Origin of the sequence: Streptomyces fradiae (assembly GCF_041270065.1) — a bacterium.
Classification (GTDB): domain Bacteria; phylum Actinomycetota; class Actinomycetes; order Streptomycetales; family Streptomycetaceae; genus Streptomyces.
Genome location: NZ_CP065958.1, coordinates 6,662,436 through 6,687,133 on the forward strand (window position 1 = coordinate 6,662,436; position 24,698 = coordinate 6,687,133).

Consider the following 24,698-nt stretch of genomic DNA (forward strand, 5'->3'; position numbering starts at 1 on the left):
GGGACGAGAGGGCGTCAGGGCGTGACGGCGAGGTTCTTGGTGGTGGCCGCTTCCTCCATGACGGCGTCGACAGCCCTTTTGGCGCGGGCCCTGTCGACGGTGAAGCCTTGGGCGCGAGCCGCGTTTTCGACGGGGGTTCGGGAGACGTGGCCCGTCTCGCTGTGGATCTGGCGGGCGAGCCGCAGGAGGTAGGCGTCGGTGGCCTTCGTCTTGCGCTCGCCGGGCTTTGGCGTCGCCCTCGGCGACGGCGCGGCGGTGGGGACCGGCGCCTTGACGGATGCGGCGGGGGCCGCAGGTGAAGCGGCCGGCGGAATTGGCGGTTTCGGCGCGGGCTTGGCGGCCGGTGGTGCGTGGCGGTCGGTGGCAGTGGCGGAGGACGTGGCGCCTGGCGGCTGTGGTCCGCCACTGGGCGCCTTGGCGGTTGGCGGTTCCGCCGCCGTCACCTTGTTGGCGGTGAGGTGGCGGTTGATGACGAGGTACAGGTGGACGGCGCCGGCGAGGGCGAGCGGGGCGATGGCGGATAGGACTCCGACCGTGGCGTTGTTGAGGTGGAGGCGGGCCTGTTCGTTGAGGCGGATGGCGTGCAGGGCATTGGCCCAGATGCTGGCGCCGGTCGCCAGGGTGACGAGCGTCCACACGTACAGGCGGGAGCGGAGCGGGGCGGTGCGCAGGATGAGCAGGGCGGTGACGCCGAGGGCGATGAAGCCGTCGATGACGAGGGGGAAGAGGTAGGTCAGCGGTTCGCTGATGTGGGCGGCGACGGCCATCTGACGCAGGGCGTCGTAGGAGAGGACGAAGCCGACGGCGGCGATCAGCGTGACACCCATGAGGAGGGGACGGCCTCGGCGTTCGGCAGCGGGGCGAATCGGGGCAGGGGAGGGCAAGGGCAGGGATCTCCGCGGTGTCGTACGAGGGGGGCGGTGGTGTCGGTGGTCAGACGACGGGCTTCCGGCGACGGCGGTCCTCGCCTTCGAGGATGACGCGTTCGGTCATCTCGGCCAGTCGGGAGGCGACGCGGTCGCCGAGGACCTGGCGCAGATGCCTGGTGGTGAGGTTGGTGGTGATCAGGGTGGGGCGCAGGTGCTCGTACCGGTGGTTGATCAGCCGGTAGGTGAGCTCCTCGGTCCACTCGCTGGTCTTCGCTGCGCCGAGGTCGTCCAGGAGCAGCAGCGGGCAGCGCATCAGGCTCTGGAGGTCGCGCTCGCTGTCGAACCCGGGGCGCGGGCGCAGCCGGGCGTAGAGGTCGGCGGCGGTGACGGCTTCCCAGCGCAGGCGGACCCCGGCGGCGAGCAGGGCGCGGATGGCGCCGTACGCCTGGTGGGTCTTGCCGGTGCCGGTCGGGCCGACGATCCGCAGCGAGGGGCCCTCCGCGATGCCCGGGGCGCCGCCGGGGCCGGGGCGTCCGGCGCGGGCGATCGCGTCCGCCCAGGCGGTGACCTGGGGGTGGTTGGCTAGGGCGTGGCGGAAGCGGGCGGGGATACGGGCTTCAGCCCGTTCCAGCGTGGTGACCGGCTCAGGTGCCGGCTCCTGGGCGGCGGTGTCGGGGGCGATGCCGCGCTGGGCCAGGATGTCGCCGAGTCGGCTGGAGATCCGGGCGGGCTGGCGCGGATCGCGGGTGAGGGTGGTGGCGGTCAGAGGTCGCCTCCGTAGGCGGCAGCGGTGTCGGCGGGGTTGGTCCACGGCCGGTGGGCAGCGGCGAGGGAGGGGGCGGCGTTCATGGCCTCGTGCACCAGGCTGGGCAGGGTGCTCGGGTGCAGGCCCTTGGCGCGGTGGCGGTCGAGGCCGGTGCGGATGTGGTCCGGAGAGATGCCCTCGGCGAGGAGCTTCTTCACCTCGCGGCCGAGGTGGTTGAGCACGTCCTGCGGCGGGCGGTGGGGGCACCCGGCGGCGTACTCGCCGATCAGGTCCTTCGCCGAGACCGACTGGGGCGCGGGGGCGCTTGCGCCCCCCAACGGGGTAGATCCTAGATCCCTGTTCCTAGGTCCTAGATCCGGACGGTGAGGGCTCACGGAGGGCTCGGTGAGCACTCCGCGCGGCTGCGGCGAGTGCTCACGGAATGGGCTCTGACCTGCGGATTCGCCGTTCACGGAGGGCTCCGTGAGTCCTCCCGGTCGTGTCACGGAAGTTTCCGCGAGGGCTCCCTGCGTCTGCGGTGAGGGCTCGCGCGGAATCCCGAGATCGTGGTGTGGGCACGGGGGAGTGCGGGCGACACTGGGCCGGTTGATCTTCTGGTGCTGGGCGAAGGTGACGATGTGCAGGTACCGCTTGCCGTCGGCCCCCTCGTAACGGCAGATCAGCCCGGCATCGTTGAGCTGGATCAGGTCGTCCTCGACCGCCTCCGGCCCGTGCTCGCGGCGCAGCGACCACAGCTGTCCGGCGATGACCGCGGCCTGGTCGCGGAACCGGCCCTGGTCGTCGGCCTGGGTGAGCAGCCCGAAGAAGGTCCGCTCGGCGGACAGGGACACCGCCGCGAGGGACTCGGACGAGAACGCCTCGGGCTTGACGGTGCGGATACGGGCGATGGCGATCGACCACCTTTCAGGAGGGGGCAGGGGAATCCGGCGGCGCCGGGTGCATGGCCAACACAGCCACACCCGGTGTGCAGAAGTCCAGACTTTGCACTGGAATTCCGTACAGCCCGTCGGCATGCCGCGTCGGCGAGTCCCGCAACTGTAGGGCCGAATTCCCGGTTGGCGAAATCATCGCCGGAAATCGCTATGCGGTCCGCATCGCTCACGGCAGACAGGAATGCCCTTCCGGACCGGCCGGCGCGCAAGTTACAACACCACCCATGCCGCCACGCCCCCTCGCCATCGGACCCGCCGGACACGCCGCCGCCCACGCCATCGAACGCACCCGCACCGCCCGCGGCTACTCCCAGCGCCAGCTCGCCGCCCGCGTCACCGCGCTCGGCCGCCCCATGACCTTCACCGCGCTCTCCCGCATCGAACGCACCGTCCGCCGCTGCGACATCGACGACCTCGTCGCCATCGCCGCAGCCCTCGGAATCGCGCCGCAGACCCTCCTCGCCGACCCCCTCGCACCCCCGGGGGCGGCCACGGCGGGCGAAATATAGCCGACGATCCCCGGTTTCCCTAACCGGGGATTCTCCGGATCATTGGTCACCCCGACGCGCCCTGCCATCAGGGTGTGGGGTCCGTTCTACTTCCCCACGCAAGGAGTCCAATTTGTCTCTCGCCGCCCATACGGCCCCGCAGATTGATTCTGCAGACGGAGACGCGCATTCCATCGGTCGCGCATTTCTCGGCGTGAAAGAGGCAGCCGTGTATCTGGGAATTTCACCGCGCACCCTGTATGTCTGGCGTCACCGTCGCCAGGGGCCGCCGAGTTTCCGGCTAGGAGCCCGTGGACGAGTGACGTACCGGCTCGATGCTCTTGATGCGTGGATACGTGAGCAGGAAGAAGCGGACTCCCGCTGCAACCCCGTCCTGAACCCCGTGAACGCCGCGCCGCAGCGCCGCGACGGTTACACGGCAACTGCCTGATCCTGCCTGGCAGACGGCTCGACCCCCTACACGCAAGGAAGTACTTGGCCGGCTACATCGAAGACCGCTGGGTCAACAAGAAGAAGGATCCCTTCACCGGCAGGCGGGAGCGCACCGCCCGCTACGGGAAGGGCGCCCGATATCGCGTCGCCGGAATCCCCGGCGTCCGGAACATGTCGTTCGACACCTTGGAGGACGCCAAGGCGTGGCTGCGCCGCGCCGGCACCGACAGCGAACGCGGGGAGTTCGTCGACCCACGCGACGGGTCCATCACCGTCGCCGGCTACGTCACCCGCTACTGGAAGACGGGCGTACGGGGTGCGCCGGGCACGATCAAGCGGATCGACGAGCGCGTACGGCTCCATGTCCTTCCCCACCTCGGCGAGGTGGCGCTCAGGGACGTGTCCGCGACCGTCCTGCGCGGCTACATAGCCACCCTCGAAGGCGAATGCGCGCCCCGGTACGCCCGGCAGGTCCTCACCACCCTCTCGAACATCTTCGAGACGGCGATCGACGACAAGCGGCTCGTCCGCAACCCCATGCGTGCCAAGTCGGTGCGTTGGCCCAAGGCGCCCGACGACCAGCGGGAGGCATGGGCCCTGGAAACCGCACAGCGCGTACGGGACGTCATCAACCCGCGCTACCGGATCGCGGTGGTCGTCGCCCTCGGGTGCGGTCTGCGCCAAGGCGAGGTCTTCGGCCTCTCGCCGCAGGACGTCGACTTCGAGCGCGGTGTCATCCGCGTGCGACGACAGGTGCAACTGCTCAATGGTCGCTTGTACTTCACACTGCCCAAGGGTGGTAAGACGCGTGTCGTCGACATGCCCCGCTCGGTCGCCACAGAGCTGGCCGCCCACTTCCTGCGGCATCCGGCCGTGGAGGTCGAGCTGCCGTGGGGCGGTCCGGAGCCCGAGCGGGAGAGGCGGGCCTTTCCGCTCGTCCTGACCACGACGTACGGCAACGCGATCCGGGCGAACATCTTCAACGTCGAGGTGTGGAAGCCCGCGCTCGCGAAGGCCGGCGTCATTCCCATGCGGGAGAAGGGCGGGCGCTGGAAGGCGTCCCGCAAGGACGGCTTCCACGTCCTCCGGCACACGTACGCCTCGGTCATCCTCGAAGCCGGGGAGTCTGTGGTCACCCTCGCCCGCTGGCTCGGCCACTCCAGTCCGACCATCACCCTCGACCACTACGCCCATTTCATGCCCGAGGCCGGCGGCAAGGGGCGAGCGGCAGTCGACGCGCTGCTTGGGGTGGCCCCCGCCTACGTCCCGGAAGACCTCGTCCTCACCTGAGAACGGGTGGCACAGCACGCGCTGTGCCACCCGTTCTCGTCGGTGGGGCGAGCGCTGTGCTTCAGACTGTTCGACGCCAGGGCGGACGGGATCGTCTTGCGGGCAGGCCGAGCAGTTCGTGCAACGCCTTGCCCTCGTGGGCCCAGCAGTGCAGCCGGTCACGGTCCACCCACCGCACACCGTGGCGGTCACCCCAGGCCATGGCGTCGCGCGTGAACGTGCCGTTGGTGACGACGACCGCGTGGTCCGCCCTGTGGGCAGGACCGGCGGTGCCCTTCACCTGGTACATCACCGATGAGCCGACCTTGCCACCGACGCGGGTGTGCTTCGCCTGCACCACGATCCGCCCGAGGGGCGGCCGGACGCCGATCACGTCTGCGGCCTGGTCCCCGCCGCCGCCCACCTTCCTGGCCGCCCAGCCGTCACGTACGAGGAGATCGCGCAATGCGTACTCGAACTCCTGGTCGCCCATCGTGTCCAGCTCAGACAAGGCGATGCGCAGGCGGGCCAGCCTCTCGCCGTCCGCGCGGCGCCGGAGACGGTCCCGTACGCGGAGGCCGGCCAGGACGGCGGCACCGGCAAGGCCGGCCAGGAGCAGCAGAGGCCAGGACTCGGCGGCTCTGGTCGCCAGGTGCGCCGTGGCCTGCACCAGGGCGACTGCGAGCGCGAGGACGACGGCTGCCGCACCCAGAACGTCCGTGGTGCCACGTGGTCGCCATCGGATCTTGCGTCGAGGCCGGGGCCGGGGCGTCACTGCCCGCCCGCCGGCGCGGAGACGGCGGGCTTTGGCGTCGGTTGCTGTGCGGTGGAGTCGTCACCGAACCCGAAGACCTGACCCCAGAGCCACACCGCCGCGCACAGGCCGGCCACGGCCCACACGCTCAGGCCCTTGGCGGACTTCGGTCCAGGCTTGCGGCGGAGGTGGGTCCGTACGCGCACGTACCCGTCCGGAACCTTCGGCATGGTGCATCCCTCCCCATCGGCCCGCACCGTGCGGACCTCCAGATCGGTTGTAGCGGTGACCACCGACAGAACCTGATGCATCGTCATGATCGAGCAGACGGCAAGGGGGCGAGTCGGCCACGCTTGCGTGAGTGTCTGCCCACTCTTACGGAGCTCTGGCCTGCGTCGAAGCCGCATGGCTGGGTGCCATGCTGCGGAAATGCGGGGCGCGCCGAATGGCCTGTTCCCGTGGAGCGCGGTTGGTGGCCACTGCGCCGGTCTCCGCCCCCCGGTGAGGGGGAGATACCGTGCTCGACCGGCCGTCTCCCGCGCATTCTCCCCAGATTCTCCCCAGGACGCCTCTGAGGGCGATCCCTAAGGTTTGCTCATGCCAAGTGGATCAAGGTGCCGGGATAGGTGACTACAGCCAGTCCTTCCGCTTGAAGACCACGTACAGACTCGTGCACACCACCGCCATCAGCAGCACCGCGAACGGATACCCGCCCGCCCAGTGCAGCTCGGGCATGTTGTCGAAGTTCATGCCGTAGATCGTTCCCACCAGCGTGGGTGCGAACAGAATGGCCGCCCACGAGGAGATCTTCTTGATCTCCTCGTTCTGCTCGAAGCCGGCCTCCGCCAGGGCGCGCATCTCCGCGTTCTGCTGCTGGGTGACCAGGGTCGCGTTGACCGTGAGGATCTCCGTGAGGGCCTGGCGGAAGCCGTCGACGCGTTCGCTGGTGTGGGTGACGTGGTCGGCGACGTCGCGGAGGTAGCGCTGGAGTTCCTCGTCCGTGCCGTACTTGGCGAAGCCGGCCATCAGGCCGTGGAGCATGCCGACGAGGGGGCGGGTGGCGCGCTGGAACTCGACCATTTCGCGGGAGAGTTCGTAGATGCGGCGGGAGACCGCGGGGTCGCCGCCGAAGACCTCCGTCTCGATCTCGTCGATGTCGTTCTGGACGCCGGCCACCACCGGGGCGTAGCCGTCCACGACCGCGTCCAGGATCGCGTAGAGCACCGCCTCGGGGCCGAGGGCGAGGAGGCCGGGGTCGGCCTCCATGCGGGTGCGGACCGCCGAGAGGTCGGGGGCGGCGCCGTGGCGGACGGTGATGAGGAAGTCGGGGCCGACGAAGACATGGAGCTCGCCGAACTCGACCTCCTCCGGGGCGTCCAGGTAGCGGGCGGCGCGCAGGACGACGAAGAGGGTCTCGCCGTACCGTTCCAGCTTCGGGCGCTGGTGGGCCTCCATGGCGTCCTCGACGGCGAGCTCATGGAGGTCGAACTCGGCGGCGAGGGAGTGGAGTTCGTCCGCCGTCGGGCGCTGCAGGCCGATCCAGGCCATGCCGTCGGGGTGCTCGCGCAGCTGGCGGAAGGTCTCCGCGAGGGTGGCGGGCGAGGCGACCCGGCGCCCGTCGCGGTAGAGCGTCGCCTGCACCACGCTCGGCGACGGCGACGGCGACGGCGAGGGTGACTGCGAGGAGGCGGCGGCGGCCGGCGGCTCCGGCGTGCGGCGCCGGGCCGCGCGCGGGCGGCGGTCGGACATCGGGCGGTCTCCTCGCGGGATCAGACGGTCGTTTCGCAGGATAACGGGGGGAATCGTGCGGCGCCGGGGCACCCGGCCCTCCCTTTCCGGCGCCGAATGCGGACCTGTCCTGTCCGCGATTCTCGCTAGCGTGCTGACCATGGCCCCGAAGACGCCGAAGACGCCGAAGACGCCGAAGACGACGAAGCCGATGCCCCCGGTCCTCTCCACCCGCGCCCTCAACCGCGCCACCCTCCACCGCCAGCTCCTGCTCCGCCCCGCGCCGCTCACCGCCGAGCAGGCCGTCCACCACCTCGTGGGCCTCCAGGCGCAGAACACCAAGCCGCCGTACTACGCGCTCGCCGCCCGCCTCGACGGCTTCCGCCCCGAGGACCTGTCCGGGCTCATGGAGTCGCGCCGGGTCGCCCGTATCGTCTCGCTGCGCTCCACCGTGCACACCCACACCGCCGCCGACGCCGTCCCGCTGCGCCGGCTCGTCCAGGACGGGGCGATCGACCGCGAGCTGAGGATGTTCGGCAAGGGGCTGGCCGGCGTCGACCTCGACCGGCTCACCGAGCTGACCGCCGCCGAGGTCGAAGAGCGGCCGCGCACCCCGAAGGAGCTGCGCGAGCGGCTGCTCCAGGAGTGGCCGGACGCCGACCCGCAGGCCCTCGGGATCGCCGCGCGCTGCCTCCTGCCCATGGTCCAGGTCACGCCCCGCGGGCTCTGGGGCCGGAGCGGGCAGGTGGCCCTGGCCCGCGCCACCAGCTGGTTCGGCGGGCCGGAGTCCGCCTCCGCCCCGGTGAGCGACCGGCCCGCCGACCTCGACGAGACCGTCCTGCGCTATCTGGCCGCCTTCGGGCCCGCCTCCGTCAAGGACATGCAGACCTGGTGCGGCCTCACCCGGCTCCGGCCCGCCTTCGAACGCCTCCGCCCCCGCCTCCTCGTCTTCCGCGACGAGCAGGGCACCGAGCTCTTCGACCTCCCCGACGCGCCCCGCCCCGACGCGGACACCCCGGCCCCGCCCCGCCTGCTGCCCGAGTTCGACAACCTGCTGCTCTCGCACGCCGACCGCACCCGCGTCGTCCCCGCCGCCCACCGCACCCGCACCTGGACCGGCAACCAGGCCCACCGGACCTTCCTCGTCGACGGCTTCCTCGCCGGGATCTGGCACCTGGACGAGGGCAAGGAGCGCACCACGCTGACCATCGAGCCGTTCACCCGGCTCACCAAGGCCCAGCGCGACGCCCTCACCGCCGAAGCCGAGCGGACCCTGCGCCTCCTCGCCCCCGCCGCCCTCCCGTACGCGATCCGGTACGAGGATCCACAGGACACGGCCTAGACCTGGATCAGCACGCCCTAGATCAGCGCCCCCGCCCGGCGCGCCGCCACCACCGCCTCCAGGCGGGTGTGCGCGCCCAGCTTGCGCATCGCCGAGCGGAGGTAGCCCTTCACCGTCTCCGGACGGAGGCCGAGCCGCTCCGCCACCGCGGCGTTCGTCGCTCCCGAGGCCACCGCGGCCAAGACGTCCGTCTCGCGCGGCGTCAGGGTCACCTCGGGGGCCGACCCTGACACATCGGTGCCCGAAGCCGTCTCCAGGCGCCCGCACACGGCCCACAGGCGCTCGCGGACCTCGGGGTCGGTCACCCGGGGAGCCAGCTCGCGCAGCTCCCCGTACGCCTGGCGCATCTCCTCCCGCTCAGCCACCAGCCGCCGCACCTCGTCGTGCACGGCGAGGGCCTGCTCGACGTCGCGGGCCGCCGCGACCGCCGCGTCGAAGACCCGCTCGCCGATCGGCAGGGCGTCGCGCAGCGCGCCGTACAGCACGCCGCGCACCTTTCGTCGTACGACCAGGGGCACCGCGATCACGGAGCGCAGGCCCTCCGCCGAGACCGGGCCGTCGTACTCGTGGGTGATGTGCCGGGCCGAGGGGTAGTCCGTGACCGCGCACGGCCGGGACAGCGCCAGGCACTTGCCGCCGAGGCCGGAACCGGTGGAGATGGCCAGGCCGCGCAGGGCCGGGGTGACCGCGCCGGTCAGCTCGGCGATCCGCATCGCGGAGCCGTCGTGGAGCAGGCCGCCGAAGGCCACCTGCAGGCCCGTGGCGCGCCGCAGCCGCAGCAGCGCGTCGCGCAGCCCGGCCGCCTCCACCGCCCCGTCCTCCGCAGCCCCCTCGACCCGCTCCGGCACGTTGTTCTCCTTCGTCGCGTCCATCACCCCCGAACGGGGGTAGTGAGACCTGGGTCACTGATTACACGATGTCGGGGACCGGTCCCGCAATGGACCGGTGCCGCGACGAGGAGGACGAGGACGCATGACCACGACGAGTGCGACGGAGGCGACGGAGCGGTTCCGGGCCGCCCGTGACTTCCTGCTCCAGCACCGGGAGGACTACGAGACGGCGTACGCGGGCTTCGCCTGGCCCCGCCCCGACCGGTTCAACTGGGCGCTCGACTGGTTCGACGTCATCGCCGCGGGCAACGAGCGCACCGCGCTGCACATCGTCGAGGAGGACGGCACCGAGACGAAGCTGAGCTTCGCCGCGATGTCGGAGCGCTCCAACCGGGTGGCGAACTGGCTGAGCGCGCAGGGCGTCCGCGCCGGCGACCGCATGATCGTCATGCTCGGCAACCAGATCGAGCTGTGGGAGACCATGCTCGCCGCGATGAAGCTGCGCGCCGTCGTCATCCCCGCCACCCCCCTCCTCGGCCCCGCCGACCTGCGCGACCGGGTGGACCGCGGCCGGGCCCGGCACGTGCTGGTGCGGGCCGAGGACACCGCCAAGTTCGACGACGTGCCGGGGGAGTACACCCGTATCGCGGTCGGCGGCGACGGGGTGCGCTGGCTCGGTTACGAGGAGGCGTACGGCGCGTCCGCGGAGTTCACGCCCGGCGGCGCGACCCTCGCCGACGACACCCTCATGCTCTACTTCACCTCCGGCACCACCGCCCGCCCCAAGCTGGTCGAGCACACCCACACCTCGTACCCGGTCGGCCACCTCGCGACGATGTACTGGATCGGGCTGAAGCCCGGCGACGTGCACCTCAACATCTCGTCGCCCGGCTGGGCCAAGCACGCCTGGTCCAACCTCTTCGCCCCGTGGAACGCGGAGGCGACCGTCTTCATCCACAACTACACGCGCTTCGACCCGGCGCGCCTGATGGCCGAGATGGACCGGCACGGCGTCACCAGCTTCTGCGCCCCGCCCACCGTGTGGCGGATGCTGATCCAGGCCGATCTCACCCAGCTGACCACCCCGCCCCGCGAGGTCGTCGCGGCCGGCGAGCCGCTCAACCCGGAGGTCATCGAGTCCGTCCGGCGCGCCTGGGGCGTCACCATCCGGGACGGCTTCGGACAGACCGAGACCGCCGTGCAGGTGTCGAACAGCCCCGGTCAGCGCCTCAAGGAGGGCTCGATGGGGCGGCCGAGCCCCGGCTACCGGGTCACCCTGGTCGACCCGGTCAGCGGTGAGCCGGACGTCGCGGAGGGCGAGATCTGCCTCGACCTGGCGGCCGACCCGGTGGGCCTGATGACCGGCTACCACGGGGACCCGGAGCGCACGGCCGAGGCGATGGCCGGCGGCTACTACCGCACCGGTGACATCGGCGCGCGCGACGCCGAGGGCTACATCACCTATGTGGGGCGCGCGGACGACGTCTTCAAGGCGAGCGACTACAAGATCAGCCCCTTCGAGCTGGAGAGCGCGCTGCTCGAACACGAGGCGGTCGCCGAGGCCGCCGTCGTCCCCGCCCCCGACCCGCTGCGGCTCGCCGTCCCCAAGGCGTACGTGGTGCTCGCGGCGGGCTGGGAGCCGGGCCCCGAGACGGCGAAGGCGCTCTTCGCGCACTCGCGCGAGGTGCTCGCCCCGTACAAGCGGATCCGCCGGATCGAGTTCGCCGACCTGCCGAAGACCGTCTCCGGCAAGATCCGCCGCGTCGAGCTGCGCAAGCTCACGGCGGAGGGCAGGACCGGCACGGAGTACACGGAAGGAGACGTGGCATGACCGCGACGACGGGCACGACGGGCACGACGGGCGCTGCGGGTACGGCGGGCACGAGCAGCCTCTCGTACGACCACGGGACCGGCACCACGCCGCTCCTCGGCGACACCATCGGCGCCAACCTCGACCGGGCCGTCGCCGCCTGGCCGGACCGCGAGGCCCTGGTCGACGTGCCGAGCGGCCGCCGCTGGACGTACGCGGAGTTCGGCGCCGACGTCGACCGGCTGGCGGACGCGTTGCTCGGCAGCGGGGTCGTGAAGGGCGACCGGGTCGGCATCTGGGCGGTCAACTGCGCGGAGTGGGTGCTCGTGCAGTACGCCACGGCGCGCATCGGCGCCATCATGGTCAACATCAACCCGGCCTATCGGGCACACGAGTTGGAGTACGTGCTCAACCAGGCCGGCATCACGCTGCTCTTCGCCTCGCTCACCCACAAGACCAGCGACTACCGGGCCATGGTCGAGGACGTGCGCGGCAACTGTCCGCGGCTGCGCGAGACGGTCTACTTCGGCGACCCGACCTGGGACGAACTCCTCGCCCGCACCGTCCCGGAGGGCGTCCGGCCCGCCGAGCTGTCCTGCGACGAGCCGGTCAACATCCAGTACACCTCGGGGACCACCGGCTTCCCGAAGGGTGCCACCCTCTCCCACCACAACATCCTCAACAATGGCTATTTCGTGGGCGAGATGATCGCCTACAGCGAGCAGGACCGGATCTGCATCCCGGTGCCCTTCTACCACTGCTTCGGCATGGTGATGGGCAACCTCGCGGCCACCTCGCACGGCGCCTGCATGGTGATCCCGGCCCCGTCCTTCGACCCGGCCGCCACGCTGCGCGCGGTGCAGGAGGAGCGCTGCACCTCGCTCTACGGGGTGCCGACGATGTTCATCGCCGAGCTCAACCTGCCGGACTTCGGCACGTACGACCTGTCGACGCTGCGCACCGGCATCATGGCGGGCTCGCCGTGCCCGGTGGAGGTCATGAAGCGGGTGGTCGCCGAGATGAACATGGCGGAGGTGTCCATCTGTTACGGCATGACGGAGACCTCGCCGGTCTCCACCCAGACCCGCCGCGACGACGACCTGGAGCGGCGCACCGGCACCGTCGGCCGTGTCCTGCCGCACGTCGAGGTGAAGATCGTTGACCCGGCCACCGGCCTCACCGTGCTGCGCGGCACCGCCGGCGAGCTGTGCACCCGGGGCTACAGCGTGATGCTGGGGTACTGGGACGAGCCCGAGAAGACCGCCGAGGCGATCGACACGGGCCGTTGGATGCACACGGGCGACCTCGCCGTGCTCCGCGAGGACGGCTATGTCCAGATCGTCGGCCGCATCAAGGACATGATCATCCGCGGCGGTGAGAACGTGTATCCGCGCGAGATCGAGGAGTTCCTGTACGGGCACGCCAAGATCGCCGACGTGCAGGTGGTGGGTGTGCCGGACGAGCGGTACGGGGAGGAGATCCTCGCCTGCGTGATCCCGCGCGACCCGGCGGACCCGCCCACCCTGGAGGAGGTCACGGCCTTCTGCCGGGACCGCCTCGCCCACTACAAGATCCCGCGCCGGGTGGAGATCCTCGCCGAGTTCCCGATGACGGTCAGCGGGAAGGTGCGGAAGGTGGAACTGCGGGAGCGTTACGGGGCGGGCTGACCGTCCGGACGGTGAGCTCGCGGCGCATGCACACCCGCGGCCAGGCGGCCAGCCCGTGCGCCGCCTCGGCCGCGCTGATCGCCCGCAGGCCCTCGGTCAGCGCGGGGTCGCCCGCGTCGAGCCGCCGGAAGCCGAGCCGGGCGTAGTACGGCGCGTTCCACGGCACCTCGGTGAAGGTCGTCAGCGTCAGCGCCGTCAGCCCCTGCGCCCGGGCGCCCTCCGCCAGATGCTCGATCAGCGCCCGCCCGACCCCCTGCCGGGCGGCGTCCGGATGCACCGACACCTGCTCGATGTGGGCGGCCCCGTCGACGGTGTCGGCGAGCAGATACGCGACGGGCCGATCCCCCGCGTCCACCGCCACCCAGGCCCGCCCCGCGTCGCGATACCCCTCAAGGACGTCCAGCGGCAGGGGGTCGTCATCGGCGATCTCCCCCATGCCGAGGAGCCGGAAGGCCTCGCCCGCGGCGCGTTCGATGTCCTGGAGCAGGGGGAGTTCGGCCGGTGCGGCCGCTCGGATGCGCATACGCCAGTATGGCGCGCCGCGGCGCCGAAGGGCGTCAGTGTTGCGTGACGCCGGCGGCGCCCGACGCTTGCCGGCCTCTGCGGCTGGGCGTATCCCCGGTGGCGCCGGGCGGGCGCGTGCGCGGACCTCCCCGGGCCGGCGGCGCAGCGCCGCCGAGTAGGGGCCCGCGGCCCGGGCCTCGGGCCGGAGGTCTGGCCCGGACCCCAGGAACCGGCCTCGGGCCAGGCGCAAACACCGGGCCGGCGTGGCCGCCGGGCCGCGGTGCCGGCCGCGTCTCCGGCCGGGCGGCGGCGCCCGGAACCTGGTTCCCGGCCCGGGCCGTAAGCCCGGGGTCCGGCCCCCGCCCCGACCCCTCTAGGGGTCTCGCCGTCCGGCAACGGCGCCTTGGGCTTCGCCCGGGTGGGGGGCGTGCCCGGGCTGATTGATGAGACGCCCCCTCACTCCGGCGTCGTGCTGCCGCACGTGAACGGGGTCTCCGTCGTGCCGCGGCCCGTCGCGTAGGCGTCGTCGTGGTGCGGGTGGCGGGTGAGGAGGCCGCCGTCGCGGGAGAAGTGGGGGAGGAAGAGGGCGAGGGCGGGGTCGCCGTAGAGGGCGACGTAGAGGAGGACGTCGCGGGCGTCGGTGACCTCGCGGCGGTGGGACGGCAGGGGGTGGCGGGAGCGCAGGCCGGCCAACAGGCGGCGGGCGGCGCGGGTGGTCGGGGGGACGCAGAGGAGGGCGAGGGCCGCGAGGACCGGGACCGCGCCCAGGGCGAGCCCGGGGGCGGTCGGGCCGGTCGCGGCGAGGCCCCCGCCGACCGTGAGCGGGACGCACACCAGGAGCACCCGGGCCGCGCGGTGCCGGCCGGGCGGGCGGAGCAGCCCGGTCCGGCCGAGCTCGGCGCGGAGCGCGTCGAGGGCCTGCCGGGCCTTGGGGCGGGTGGCGAGCAGCCGCAGGGTGAGCGCGCGCTGCAGCGAACGGTGCACTCCGAGCTGCAGCGGATCGCGGACGCGCCCGGCGCCGCCGTTGGCGCGAATCGTGCCCCGGCGCCCGGCCGCCACCGCCCCGCGCTGATGCAGCGCGACGAGCGCCACCACGACCGCCGCGCGCGGCCCGCCCCGCAACAGCGCGAGCGCCTGCGGCGGCAGCTCAGGGCGCTCCGGGCTGCGGGCACGCAACAGCAGTGCCGCCAGAGCGAGTTGACCCACGGCGGCCCCCAGGAACCACCACATCCCCGTTGTCATGACGTCCACCCCCACAGGTGTTGTGCCCGGGGGAGCGCCCGTCCTCACGTGCGAATGGCCGAAACCGTCAGGGTGCGCCGGCGGCCAGGAGCGCGCCCGCCGGGGTGTTGACAGGCTGCGGCGTGCCGGTGAGGTCGAGCACGAACAGCGGGACGCCGAGCCCGTCCGCCCGCTCGTGCGCCTCGGCGGTGTAGCCGGCGAGGGAGAAGCAGACGCTCGTCGCCGCGTTGCTGAGCCCGTTGAGCCACAGGCACTCGACCGCCCGCAGCCCGGTCGGCCGGGTGCTCGGGTCGACCTGGGCGACGAGCCCCGGGCCCCGCAGGTCGACGGCGGAGGCCGAGCGCTCCTCCGGCTGGACCACGTCCCGGAAGCCCAGCCAGCGCAGATATCCGGCGGACGCGGCGACCGCGTCCCGCGCGGTCCTGATCGTCACCGGCCGGAAGGACGGCCGCGGGGCCTCGGGGACCGGCCGCCCCTGGGCGGCCCCGGCGCCCGACCCGGACCTGGCCCCGGACGCCGGCGGCGCCGGGTGCCGCAGCGCGAAGGGCGGGGGAGCCCCGGGCGCCCGGTGCGGCGACGCGCCCCCGCCCCCCGCCCACGGGCTGCGCCCCGCCCCCGCGCTCCGGCCTCGGCGCCGCGGTCCCGCCCCCCGGCCGCTGCGGCGGCACGACCGGTTTCCCGTACTCCTCGCCCGGATCCCGCACCGGCACCCGCAGCACCGCCCCGCACGCGCAGCCCACCTCGGGGTGCGGCCAGTCGGAGCGGCGGGCGCAGTCGGGGCACTGGACGGTGACCCACTCGTCGGACCAGTTGCGGTGGGTGACGGGCACCGCCTCGGCGCCGGCGATCACCTGCGGCGCGAGCGGCCTGCCGCAGGAGCAGGGGAAGGCGGGCGCCGCGTACCGCAGCGCGCGGAGGCATTCCGGACAGCGCACCTCTACCGACTCGGCCACGGACGTACCCCCTCTGCGACGTGCGCCCCCATCGTCCACCAATTCGGCCGTCCGGGGGAGCAACTTCGGCCATCGCGCGCCAGGACGTCTCTTGACGCCCCTCCACCCCCCGACCTACATTGCTTCCGTATAGCAGAACAGTACTTCCGCATTATGGAAACAAGCCGCTGGCGCTCCTGCCGGAGCCGCCGCGCCTGTGTCCCCTGGCCGAAGCAGGAGCACTCCCATGCCTCGTATGACCGCCGCCGCAGCGGCCGTTGAGATCCTCAAGCGCGAAGGCGTCACCAACGCGTTCGGCGTGCCCGGCGCGGCGATCAACCCCTTCTACCGCGAGCTCAAGAACGTCGGCGGGATCAGCCACACGCTGGCCCGCCACGTCGAGGGCGCCTCCCACATGGCCGAGGGCTACACCCGCGCCAAGGCCGGCAACATCGGTGTCTGCATCGGTACCTCCGGCCCCGCCGGCACCGACATGATCACCGGCCTGTACTCGGCGATCGCCGACTCCATCCCGATCCTGTGCATCACCGGCCAGGCCCCGGTCTCGAAGCTCCACAAGGAGGACTTCCAGGCCGTCGACATCGCCACGATCGCCAAGCCCGTCACCAAGGCCGCGACGACCGTCCTGGAGGCCGCGCAGGTCCCCGGCGTCTTCCAGCAGGCCTTCCACCTGATGCGCTCCGGCCGCCCCGGCCCGGTCCTCATCGACCTGCCGATCGACGTCCAGCTGACCGAGATCGAGTTCGACCCGGAGACGTACGAGCCGCTGCCGGTCTACAAGCCGTCCGCGACCCGCGCCCAGGCCGAGAAGGCGCTGAAGTTCCTCCTGGAGTCCGAGCGCCCGCTGATCGTCGCCGGCGGCGGCATCATCAACGCCGACGCCACCGACCTCCTGGTCGAGTTCGCCGAGCTGACGAACATCCCGGTCATCTCCACCCTCATGGGCTGGGGCACCATCCCGGACGACCACGAGCTCGCGGCCGGCATGGTCGGCGTCCAGACCGCGCACCGCTACGGCAACGCGACCTTCCTGGAGTCGGACCTCGTCCTCGGCATCGGCAACCGCTGGGCCAACCGCCACACCGGCTACAACCTCGACGCCTACACCAAGGGCCGGAAGTTCGTCCACGTCGACATCGAGCCCACCCAGCTGGGCAAGATCTTCGCCCCGGACTACGGCATCGCCTCCGACGCCAAGGTCGCCCTGGAGCTCTTCGTCGAGATCGCCAAGGAGTGGAAGGCTGCGGGCACCCTGCCGGACTTCTCCGCCTGGGCCGCCTCCGCGCAGGAGCGCAAGGCCACCCTGCAGCGCCGCACGCACTTCGACAACATCCCGATGAAGCCGCAGCGCGTCTACGAGGAGATGAACAAGGCCTTCAGCAAGGAGACGCGCTACGTCACCACCATCGGCCTCTCCCAGATCGCGGCCGCGCAGTTCCTGCACGTCTACAAGCCGCGCCACTGGATCAACTGCGGTCAGGCCGGCCCGCTCGGCTGGACCATCCCGGCCGCCATCGGCGCCGCCACCGCCGACCCGGAGACCCCGGTCGTCGCGCTCTCCGGCGACTACGACTTCCAGTTCATGATCGAGGAGCTGGCGGTCGCCGCCCAGCACAAGGTCCCCTACGTCCACGTCCTCGTGAACAACGCCTACCTCGGTCTGATCCGGCAGGCGCAGGGCGGCCTCGGCATCAACTTCGAGGTCAACCTCGAGTTCGAGAACATCAACACCCCGGAGATCGGCGTCTACGGCGTCGACCACGTCAAGGTCGCCGAGGGCCTGGGCGTCAAGGCCATCCGCGTCACCGACCCGGACAAGCTGGGCGAGGCGCTGGAGGAGGCCAAGAAGCTGGCCGTCGAGTTCCAGGTCCCGGTCGTCGTCGAGGCGATCCTGGAGCGCATCACCAACATCGCGATGAGCAAGACGGTCGACATGAGCGACGTCACCGAGTTCGAGGACCTGGCCACCGAGCCGGGCCACGCGCCCACCGCGATCAAGGCCCTGAAGGTCTGACCCTCAAGGTCCGAGCTTCAGGTCCGGCCCTGAAGGTCTGACCGGGCTGCCGTGACAAGGCCCCCGTCCCGCTGAGCACCGGGACGGGGGCCTCACGGCGTCTGCGCCCGTACGAGGGCGGCGCCCGCCTCCGTCCAGTCGTAAAGGACCGAGCGGCCCGCCCGCCGGCGCCGTACCAGGCCGGCGTCGAGCAGCACCCTCAGATGCCGCCCCACCGACCCGAGCCCCTGCCCGGTCAGCGCCACCAACTGCGTGGTGGACGCCGGGGATTCGAGGCGCACGAGGACCCCGGCGCGGGCCCGGCCGAGCAGCACGCCCAGGGCCTCCGGCACGGCCGGCCCGGACACGTCCGCCAGGGCGCCGGAGCACGCGTACGTCACCGCGTACCGCTCCGTGCCCTCCCAGGACGACCAGCCCTTGGCCGGCGTCACCGGCACGAAGAGCAGACGGGCCCCGTCCAGTGAACGCGGCGGATAGTCACGGGTGTTGATCTGCAGCCGCCCGTCGCCCAGCCAGCGCATCTTCCCCGGACACAGCTCGTCGAGCGCCGCCGCCCAGCCGCCCCGGCCCAACAGGGCCGTCCGCGCCACCACATCGGCCTCCAGGACCCGCCGGCGCCGCGGCCACTCCGGCAGCACCGTCTCGCGCCACACCCACTCCAGGATCCCCGCCATCCGCCCCGGCAGATCGGGCGCCCGGCGCAGCGGCTCCGGCACCGGACCGCCCACCGCCACCTCCAACTGCGGGACGGCGTCGCCCGGTTCGGCGTCCCGGACGGCCGCGAGCTCCTCCTCGAAGGACGGCTCGCCCTCGCCCAGCGGCGTCGGCGTGAGGAAGTCCGCGTTCCAGGTGGGACCGATCGCGGCCCGGACGAGCAGCGCGTCCACCGGATCGGCGGCGAGCCGCGCGCGATACGCCGGCAGCCGGGCCGCCAGCCAGGCCCGCTCGCCCGGGTGCGCGCCCCCGCCCGCGTGCAGGGTCATCAGCGCCGCGACCGTCTCGGCCAGCGGCGACACCACGAACCGGCTGCTCGCGAGCGCGTCCGTACCGAGATGCCACCAGCCCATGATCCGCCCCCGCCCCCGCCCGCCGTGATCTTTCGCCTCCCCGCGAAACAATAACGGCGCCGCACCGCGCTCACCGAGACTCCGCGGCATGCCCCGCTACCGCGACGTCTTCCGCGTCCCCGAGTTCACCCCGCTCTTCCTCAGCGGTTCCGCGCAGTCCGCCGCCCAGACCCTGGCCGGCCTCGGCCTCGCCACCCTCGTCTACCGGGCCACCGGCTCGCCGCTGCTCTCCGCCCTCGCCATGTTCGGACCGGCGCTCGCCCAGCTCGTCGGCGCCACGACCCTGCTGTCCGCCGCCGACCGGCTGCCGCCGCGCGCGGCCCTGAGCGGCGTCGCCCTGCTCTTCGCGGCCGGCACCGCCGCCCAGGCGCTGCCCGGCCTGCCGGTCGCGGCGGCCTTCGCGCTGCTCTTCCTGCAGGGTCTGGCCGGCTCCGTCACCGGCGGCGTGCGCTACGGACTCCTGAACGAGATCCTGCCCCGGGACCGCTTCCTGCTCGGCCGGTCCGTCCTCAACATGTCCGTCGGCGTCTGCCAGATCGCCGGCTTCGCCACCGGCGGCGTCCTGCTCGCGCTGCTCTCGCCGCGCGGGGCGCTGCTTGCCGGCGCCGCGCTCTATCTGGCCGGGGCGCTGCTCGCGTACCGAGGTCTGTCCGCGCGGGCCCCGCGTGCCGCCGGGCGGCCCTCGCCGGGGGAGACCTGGCGGACCAACGCCCTGCTGTGGTCCTCGCCCGCCCGGCGGCGGATCTATCTGGCCCTGTGGGTGCCCAACGGACTGATCGTCGGCTGCGAGTCGCTGTTCGTGCCGTACGCCCCCGAGCGCGCCGGACTCCTCTTCGTCTGCGCCGCCGTGGGCATGCTGGCCGGGGACACCGCCGTCGGCCGCTTCGTACCGCCGTCGTGGCGGGCCCGGCTCGCGGCGCCCCTGCAGTGCCTGCTCGCCGCCCCGTACCTTGTCTTCGTCCTCCGGCCGGGGCTGGTGCTCGCGGTGGTCGCGATCACGGTCTCGGCCGTCGGGTACGGGGCGAGCCTGCTGTACCAGGAGCGGCTCACGGCGCTCGTGCCGGACGAACTGAGCGGGCACGCCCTCGGGTTGCACGCCTCCGGCATGCTCGCGCTTCAGGGTCTGAGTGCGGCCGTGGCCGGCGGGCTCGCCCAACTCGCCTCGCCCGCGGCCGCGATGACGATGCTGGCGGTCGCCTCGCTCGCGGTGACGGCGGCCCTGTCCGTGCAGGGCTCGCGCCTGCGGAGGGCGGAGCAACGCAAGAGCGCGGAACCAGGGACCGTAAACCTGGTTCCGCGCTCTCGTTGGTGACCGCCCGACGGTGCGAGGCTGGCGCGACAGGACGTTCGCGCCGCCGGGCGGAGTCTGTGAAGTCTGACCCCCTTCTGTGCGAGAAGGGGGTGCGTCGGACCGCGGTGGTGCCGACGGGTGCTGCGGCCGGTCCCTTCCTTCAGGTCAGAAAGGGGGGGCCGACAGTCCCTTACCACCGCACTGGCTCGGCGCCACCGCGGTCCTCACGCTGTCCGGTCCACCGACCACCCCTCATCCGGGCCGGTGATCCGGACCGCGTACGGCACTGACCTCCCGTCAGAAACCGTACGCAGCCTGGGTGTCGGAGGCTCAGTCCTCGCGCAGGGCGCGGACGGCCTCCTCGACGCGCCGGCCGTACTCGGCGTCGGCGGCGGCGAAGTGGGCGAGGTTCTTCTCGATGATGTCCTCGCGGGCGACCTGGGAGAGGCTGCCGGCGATGTTGGACACCAGACGGGACTTCTCGTCCTCGGACATCAGCCGGTAGAGCTCACCGGCCTGGAAGAAGTCGTCGTCCTTGACGTGCGCCGGGGCGGCGTGGGTGCCGGTCCAGCCGTGGATCGCGAGCGGCGCGGAGAGCGCGGCGTCGGTCTGCGCCGGGCCCTGGTGCGAGTTGGGCTCGTAGTTCTTGTCGTGGCGCGAGCCGTTGCGGGTGGCCATCAGGCCGTCACGGCCGTAGTTGTCGGCCGTGGTCGCCTTGGGGGCGTTGACCGGCAGCTGGGTGTGGTTGACGCCGAGCCGGTAGCGGTGGGCGTCCGCGTAGGCGAAGAGGCGGCCCTGGAGCATCTTGTCCGGCGAAGGACCGATGCCCGGCACGAAGTTGTTCGGGGAGAACGCGGCCTGCTCGACCTCGGCGAAGACGTTGTCCGGGTTGCGGTCGAGGACCAGCCGGCCCACGCGCTGCAGCGGGTAGTCGCTGTGCGGCCACACCTTGGTGAGGTCGAACGGGTTGAAGCGGTAGTCCGCGGCCTCGGCGGCCGGCATGACCTGCACGTAGAGGGTCCAGGACGGGCTCACGCCGCGCTCGATGGACTGCAGCAGGTCGGTCTGGTGCGAGTTGGCGTCCTTGCCGACCAGCTCGGCGGCCTGCTCGGCGGAGAGGCTGCGGACGCCCTGGTTCGTCTTGAAGTGGTACTTGACGAAGAAGGCCTCGCCCGCCTCGTTGGTCCACTGGTAGGTGTGCGAGCCGTAGCCGTTCATGTGACGGTACGAGGCGGGGATGCCGCGGTCGCCGAACAGCCAGGTCACCTGGTGGGTCGCCTCGGGGGCGTGGGCCCAGAAGTCCCAGACGTTGTCCGCCTCCTGCTTGCCCGTGAAGGGGTCGCGCTTCTGGGAGTGGATGAAGTCGGGGAACTTGATCGGGTCCTTGATGAAGAACACCGGGGTGTTGTTGCCGACGAGGTCGTAGTTGCCCTCCTCGGTGTAGAACTTCAGCGCGAAGCCGCGCGGGTCGCGGACCGCGTCCGCGCCGCCGAGCGAGTCGGCCACCGTGGAGAAGCGCAGGAACAGCTCGGTCTTCTTGCCGACCTCGGAGAGGAAGGCGGCCTTGGTCCAGGCGGTGACGTCGTCGGTCACCTCGAAGTAGCCGTACGCGCCGGAGCCGCGGGCGTGCACCACGCGCTCCGGGATCCGCTCACGGTTGAAGCGCGCGAGCTTCTCCAGGAGGTGCTGGTCCTGGAGGAGGATGGGGCCACCGACGCCGGCGGTGGCGGAGTTCTGGTTGTCGGCGACGGGGGCGCCGGACTCGGTCGTAAGCACGCGCTTCGACATGGTGACCTTCCGTACGGGAGCTGCACTGTTGAGTGGTCTGAGCAGACTGAAGTGCCTGGAGCGTAGGTACGCTCGGCAAAAAACGTCAACAGTTTGTTGAAAATGAAGTGTGGTGTTCCGGACGGCGGCGACGCCTGGGCGCGACAGGACAGGTTGTCAGCGCCGCCACCGCCCGGAAATCAGGGTCAGACCTGCTGGCCGGAGAGGCGCTCGACGGCGCGCAGCAGGGCCGAGTGGTCCAGGCCGCCGTCGCCCTGCGCACGCAGGGAGGCGACGAGCTGGGCGACCACGGCGCCGACCGGGAGGGCCGCGCCGACGTTGCGGGCGGCGTCGGTGACGATGCCCATGTCCTTGTGGTGCAGGTCGATCCGGAAACCGGGCTTGAAGTCGCGGTTCAGGAAGTTGTCCTTCTTGCGGGTCAGGACCGTGGAGCCGGCCAGACCGCCGTTGAGGACGTCCAGGGCGGCGTTGAGGTCCACGCCGGACTTCTCCAGGAAGACCACGGCCTCGGCGCACGCCTGGATGTTGACGGCGACGATGAGCTGGTTGGCCGCCTTGACCGTCTGGCCGGAGCCGTGCGGGCCACAGAGGACGATGGTCTTGCCGAGGGCCTCCAGGATCGGGAGGGCCTCGTCGAAGTCGGCCTGCTCGCCGCCCACCATGATCGACAGAACGGCCTCGATGGCGCCGGCCTCGCCGCCGGAGACGGGGGCGTCGATGACGCGGATGCCCTTCTCCTTGGCGTTCTTGGCCAGGTCGACCGAGGTCTGCGGGGTGATCGAGGACATGTCCACGATCAGGGCGCCCGACTTGGCGTTCTCCAGGATGCCCTCGGGGCCGTAGGAGATGGCCTCGACCTGAGGGGAGGCGGGCACCATCGTGATGATCACGTCGGCGTCCTTGACCGCCTCGGCGATCGAGCCGGCCGCGGTGCCGCCGGCGGCGGCCAGGCGGTCCAGCTTGTCCTGCTCCAGGGTGAAGCCGGTGACGGAGTAGCCGGCCTTGATCAGGTTCTCGGACATGGGGGAGCCCATGATGCCGAGACCGATCCACGCGATCTTGGGAAGAGTGCTCATGGTGAGGGTGCCTCTCAAAACAAGGTGGTACGGGGAGGGGGACGCCGGGCTACGGCGTCGGGCGTCAGCGGGCCGGGCGGGCCTCGGCCGGCAGCCACTCGAAGGACGCGGCGGCGTCGGCGGCCTTGTACTCCAGGCCGACCCAGCCGTCGTAACCGGCCTTCTTCAGCTCGTCGAGCAGCTGCTCGAGCGGGAGCTCGCCGGTGCCCGGGGCGCCACGGCCCGGCATGTCGGCGATCTGCACATGGCCGGTCTTGTCGGCGTACTGCGCGATGACCGCGCTGACGTCCTCGCCGTTCATCGCCAGGTGGTAGATGTCGAGGAGGAATTTGGCGTTGCCGAGGCCGGTGGCCGCGTTCACCTTGTCGACGACCTCGATCGCGGCCGGGGCGCTCACCAGCGGGTAGAGCGGCGACTCCGGCTTGTTGAGGGTCTCGATCAGCAGGATCGCACCGACCCGGTCGGCCGCGCGGGCGGCGAGCACCAGGTTCTCCAGGGCGAGCTCGTCCTGGACGGCCGGGTCGACGCCCTCGACGCGGTTGCCGTACAGCGCGTTGAGCGCCTTGCAGCCGACCGAGGCCGCGAAGTCCGCGGCGATGTCGATGTTGGCCTTGAACCGGGCCGACTCCTGGCCGGGCACCGAGACCGCGCCGCGGTCCGGGCCGGGCAGCTGTCCGGCGTAGAAGTTCAGGCCCACCAGCTGGGTGCCGGCGTCGTCGAGCGCCTTCTTCAGGGCGTCGAGCTCGCTCTGCTCGGGGGTGGCGGTGTCGATCCAGGGCCACCACAGCTCGACCGCCGTGAAGCCCGCCGCGGCGGCGGCCGCGGGGCGCTCCAGGAGCGGGAGTTCCGTGAAGAGGATCGACAGGTTCACATCGAAGCGCTGGTCCGGGTATCCCATGAGGGGTCGGCGCTCCTTCCGTATTGCGGAAGTAACTTTCTGTCTGGTGGAAGGTTGCAGGGCGGGCGCCCCACTTGTCAAGAGGTCCCCGCAGGTCCGGGACTCCCCGAGGGTCGGGGGTGGGCCTTAGCGTGGGGGCATGGTGCGTTTGAGAGTGGAGTTCACGACCGAGCCGTTCGACCTCGACGAGGCGCCGGCGCACGCGGTCGTGGCACGTGAGGTCATCCAGTCGGCCGAACTGGACGCGGTGGACGTGGGGCCCTTCGGCAACACGGCCGAGGGCGGCGCGGACGCCGTGCTCACCGCGGTGGACGCGCTGCTGCGCAAGTCCCTGGCGGCCGGTGCGACCCGCGTGTCGCTCCAGGTCAATGTGATCGACGGGGCCGCTGGGGCGGACGGGACGGGTGAGGGCGACAGATGAGCGAGCATCCCCTGGTGTCGGCGGTGAAGCCGCTGGTGGACGCGATGGGCGCCGAGCTGCTCGTACCCGAGCAGGCCCAGCCGGACGACGTGGTCCTCGCCTGGGAGGGCGAGGACGTGCTCGCCGTACGGCTGCCGCAGCTGTCCGAATCCCTGGACCACATTCTCGCCGCCATGGAAAGAAGGCACGGGGTGCCGCTCTCCGAGCTAGACCGCAAGGCCAAGCAGGAGATCGTGCGGATCCTTGAGGCACGCGGTGCCTTCTCGGTGCGCCATGGCGTGGAGACGGTGGCCGGCGCCCTCGGCGTCAGCCGCTTCACCGTGTACAACTACCTGAACCGGGAGACCGCCCTGAACAGGGAAAAGGCACCCAAGAACGGCTAGTTGATCATTCCGTGCCGGAAGCCGTCGTCCAGATGTCGGGACGACGGCTTTTGTGTGGCCGAGTTTTCAACAAAGTGTTGACGTGGTGTTGCGGAGGGCGTTAGCTATCCGCAGCCCGTCCGACGCACAGCGAAAAACAGCCACGGAGGCATT

24 protein-coding genes are annotated in these 24,698 nt (G+C 71.8%); 10 read left to right on the top strand and 14 right to left on the bottom strand.

The window, feature by feature from the left end:
- Positions 1-14 precede the first annotated feature (14 nt).
- The 3 genes from JAO84_RS30190 to JAO84_RS30200 all read right to left on the bottom strand — a co-directional run bounded on the left by JAO84_RS30190 (position 15) and on the right by JAO84_RS30200 (position 2,522).
- Complete coding sequence (locus JAO84_RS30190; RefSeq protein WP_370415664.1) at positions 15-827, bottom strand: DUF2637 domain-containing protein; 813 nt, start codon at positions 825-827, stop codon at positions 15-17.
- 106 nt (positions 828-933) lie between these two features.
- Complete coding sequence (locus JAO84_RS30195; protein WP_370416902.1) at positions 934-1,635, bottom strand: ATP-binding protein; 702 nt, start codon at positions 1,633-1,635, stop codon at positions 934-936.
- Entirely contained in the window at positions 1,632-2,522 is an 891-nt protein-coding gene (locus JAO84_RS30200) for a hypothetical protein (RefSeq protein ID WP_370416903.1), read from the bottom strand. Before JAO84_RS30200 ends, JAO84_RS30195 begins: the two co-directional genes overlap by 4 nt.
- A gap of 269 nt (positions 2,523-2,791) precedes the next feature.
- Between JAO84_RS30200 and JAO84_RS30205 the strand changes: the two genes are divergently transcribed.
- The 3 genes from JAO84_RS30205 (at position 2,792) to JAO84_RS30215 (ending at position 4,798) form a co-directional block, all read left to right on the top strand.
- Positions 2,792-3,076, top strand: a complete 285-nt coding sequence (locus tag JAO84_RS30205; RefSeq protein ID WP_370415665.1) for a helix-turn-helix domain-containing protein — start codon at positions 2,792-2,794, stop codon at positions 3,074-3,076.
- 112 nt (positions 3,077-3,188) lie between these two features.
- Positions 3,189-3,506: a helix-turn-helix transcriptional regulator gene (locus tag JAO84_RS30210; protein ID WP_370415666.1), complete on the top strand. Its 318-nt coding sequence runs from the start codon at positions 3,189-3,191 to the stop codon at positions 3,504-3,506.
- Positions 3,507-3,550: 44 nt separating this feature from the next.
- Positions 3,551-4,798 carry a tyrosine-type recombinase/integrase gene (locus JAO84_RS30215; protein WP_370415667.1) on the top strand — a complete coding sequence of 416 codons (1,248 nt, stop codon included), beginning with the start codon at positions 3,551-3,553 and terminating at the stop codon, positions 4,796-4,798.
- Between the two features lie 61 nt (positions 4,799-4,859).
- Here JAO84_RS30215 and JAO84_RS30220 read toward each other — a convergent pair whose 3' ends face one another.
- The 3 genes from JAO84_RS30220 to JAO84_RS30230 all read right to left on the bottom strand — a co-directional run bounded on the left by JAO84_RS30220 (position 4,860) and on the right by JAO84_RS30230 (position 7,280).
- Positions 4,860-5,489: a restriction endonuclease gene (locus JAO84_RS30220; protein WP_370416904.1), complete on the bottom strand. Its 630-nt coding sequence runs from the start codon at positions 5,487-5,489 to the stop codon at positions 4,860-4,862.
- Positions 5,490-5,548: 59 nt separating this feature from the next.
- A complete protein-coding gene (locus tag JAO84_RS30225; protein WP_370415668.1) occupies positions 5,549-5,761 on the bottom strand; it encodes a hypothetical protein in 213 nt (70 codons plus the stop codon).
- 400 nt (positions 5,762-6,161) lie between these two features.
- The gene (locus JAO84_RS30230) at positions 6,162-7,280 is read right to left on the bottom strand and encodes a magnesium and cobalt transport protein CorA (RefSeq protein ID WP_370415669.1); all 1,119 of its coding nucleotides are present in this window, start codon (positions 7,278-7,280) and stop codon (positions 6,162-6,164) included.
- A 139-nt stretch (positions 7,281-7,419) separates the two neighbouring features.
- On the opposite strand from JAO84_RS30230, the gene JAO84_RS30235 reads away from it, so the two are divergent.
- Entirely contained in the window at positions 7,420-8,601 is a 1,182-nt protein-coding gene (locus tag JAO84_RS30235) for a winged helix DNA-binding domain-containing protein (protein ID WP_370415670.1), read from the top strand.
- Between the two features lie 17 nt (positions 8,602-8,618).
- On the opposite strand, the gene JAO84_RS30240 is transcribed toward JAO84_RS30235, so the two are convergent.
- Positions 8,619-9,473 carry a LuxR C-terminal-related transcriptional regulator gene (locus JAO84_RS30240; RefSeq protein ID WP_370415671.1) on the bottom strand — a complete coding sequence of 285 codons (855 nt, stop codon included), beginning with the start codon at positions 9,471-9,473 and terminating at the stop codon, positions 8,619-8,621.
- A gap of 100 nt (positions 9,474-9,573) precedes the next feature.
- Between JAO84_RS30240 and JAO84_RS30245 the strand changes: the two genes are divergently transcribed.
- Both JAO84_RS30245 and JAO84_RS30250 read left to right on the top strand, forming a co-directional pair.
- On the top strand, positions 9,574-11,262 hold the full coding sequence (locus tag JAO84_RS30245; RefSeq protein WP_370415672.1) for an AMP-binding protein: 1,689 nt from the start codon (positions 9,574-9,576) through the stop codon (positions 11,260-11,262).
- Positions 11,259-12,908 carry an AMP-binding protein gene (locus JAO84_RS30250; protein WP_370415673.1) on the top strand — a complete coding sequence of 550 codons (1,650 nt, stop codon included), beginning with the start codon at positions 11,259-11,261 and terminating at the stop codon, positions 12,906-12,908. Before JAO84_RS30245 ends, JAO84_RS30250 begins: the two co-directional genes overlap by 4 nt.
- On the opposite strand, the gene JAO84_RS30255 is transcribed toward JAO84_RS30250, so the two are convergent.
- The 3 genes from JAO84_RS30255 to JAO84_RS30265 all read right to left on the bottom strand — a co-directional run bounded on the left by JAO84_RS30255 (position 12,856) and on the right by JAO84_RS30265 (position 15,087).
- A complete protein-coding gene (locus tag JAO84_RS30255) occupies positions 12,856-13,431 on the bottom strand; it encodes a GNAT family N-acetyltransferase (RefSeq protein WP_265868668.1) in 576 nt (191 codons plus the stop codon). The genes JAO84_RS30250 and JAO84_RS30255 overlap by 53 nt on opposite strands.
- 437 nt (positions 13,432-13,868) lie before the next feature.
- Positions 13,869-14,654: a TIGR04222 domain-containing membrane protein gene (locus JAO84_RS30260; RefSeq protein ID WP_370415674.1), complete on the bottom strand. Its 786-nt coding sequence runs from the start codon at positions 14,652-14,654 to the stop codon at positions 13,869-13,871.
- A 67-nt stretch (positions 14,655-14,721) separates the two neighbouring features.
- Complete coding sequence (locus tag JAO84_RS30265) at positions 14,722-15,087, bottom strand: hypothetical protein (RefSeq protein ID WP_370415675.1); 366 nt, start codon at positions 15,085-15,087, stop codon at positions 14,722-14,724.
- A gap of 746 nt (positions 15,088-15,833) precedes the next feature.
- On the opposite strand from JAO84_RS30265, the gene gcl reads away from it, so the two are divergent.
- Entirely contained in the window at positions 15,834-17,621 is a 1,788-nt protein-coding gene (gene gcl, locus JAO84_RS30270; RefSeq protein WP_370415676.1) for a glyoxylate carboligase, read from the top strand.
- A gap of 92 nt (positions 17,622-17,713) precedes the next feature.
- Here gcl and JAO84_RS30275 read toward each other — a convergent pair whose 3' ends face one another.
- Positions 17,714-18,688, bottom strand: coding sequence for a transcriptional regulator (locus tag JAO84_RS30275; RefSeq protein WP_370415677.1), 975 nt, complete (start codon positions 18,686-18,688; stop codon positions 17,714-17,716).
- Between the two features lie 88 nt (positions 18,689-18,776).
- Between JAO84_RS30275 and JAO84_RS30280 the strand changes: the two genes are divergently transcribed.
- The gene (locus tag JAO84_RS30280; protein ID WP_370415678.1) at positions 18,777-20,000 is read left to right on the top strand and encodes an MFS transporter; all 1,224 of its coding nucleotides are present in this window, start codon (positions 18,777-18,779) and stop codon (positions 19,998-20,000) included.
- Between the two features lie 309 nt (positions 20,001-20,309).
- Here JAO84_RS30280 and JAO84_RS30285 read toward each other — a convergent pair whose 3' ends face one another.
- From JAO84_RS30285 to JAO84_RS30295, 3 genes are all read right to left on the bottom strand, one after another.
- Positions 20,310-21,767, bottom strand: coding sequence for a catalase (locus tag JAO84_RS30285; RefSeq protein WP_370415679.1), 1,458 nt, complete (start codon positions 21,765-21,767; stop codon positions 20,310-20,312).
- Between the two features lie 185 nt (positions 21,768-21,952).
- Complete coding sequence (locus JAO84_RS30290; RefSeq protein WP_370415680.1) at positions 21,953-22,843, bottom strand: 2-hydroxy-3-oxopropionate reductase; 891 nt, start codon at positions 22,841-22,843, stop codon at positions 21,953-21,955.
- Between the two features lie 64 nt (positions 22,844-22,907).
- Positions 22,908-23,741, bottom strand: a complete 834-nt coding sequence (locus tag JAO84_RS30295) for a TIM barrel protein (protein ID WP_370415681.1) — start codon at positions 23,739-23,741, stop codon at positions 22,908-22,910.
- A gap of 142 nt (positions 23,742-23,883) precedes the next feature.
- Between JAO84_RS30295 and JAO84_RS30300 the strand changes: the two genes are divergently transcribed.
- Positions 23,884-24,162 carry a hypothetical protein gene (locus JAO84_RS30300; RefSeq protein WP_365762291.1) on the top strand — a complete coding sequence of 93 codons (279 nt, stop codon included), beginning with the start codon at positions 23,884-23,886 and terminating at the stop codon, positions 24,160-24,162.
- The gene (locus JAO84_RS30305; RefSeq protein ID WP_370415682.1) at positions 24,159-24,545 is read left to right on the top strand and encodes a helix-turn-helix domain-containing protein; all 387 of its coding nucleotides are present in this window, start codon (positions 24,159-24,161) and stop codon (positions 24,543-24,545) included. Before JAO84_RS30300 ends, JAO84_RS30305 begins: the two co-directional genes overlap by 4 nt.
- Positions 24,546-24,698 lie beyond the last annotated feature (153 nt).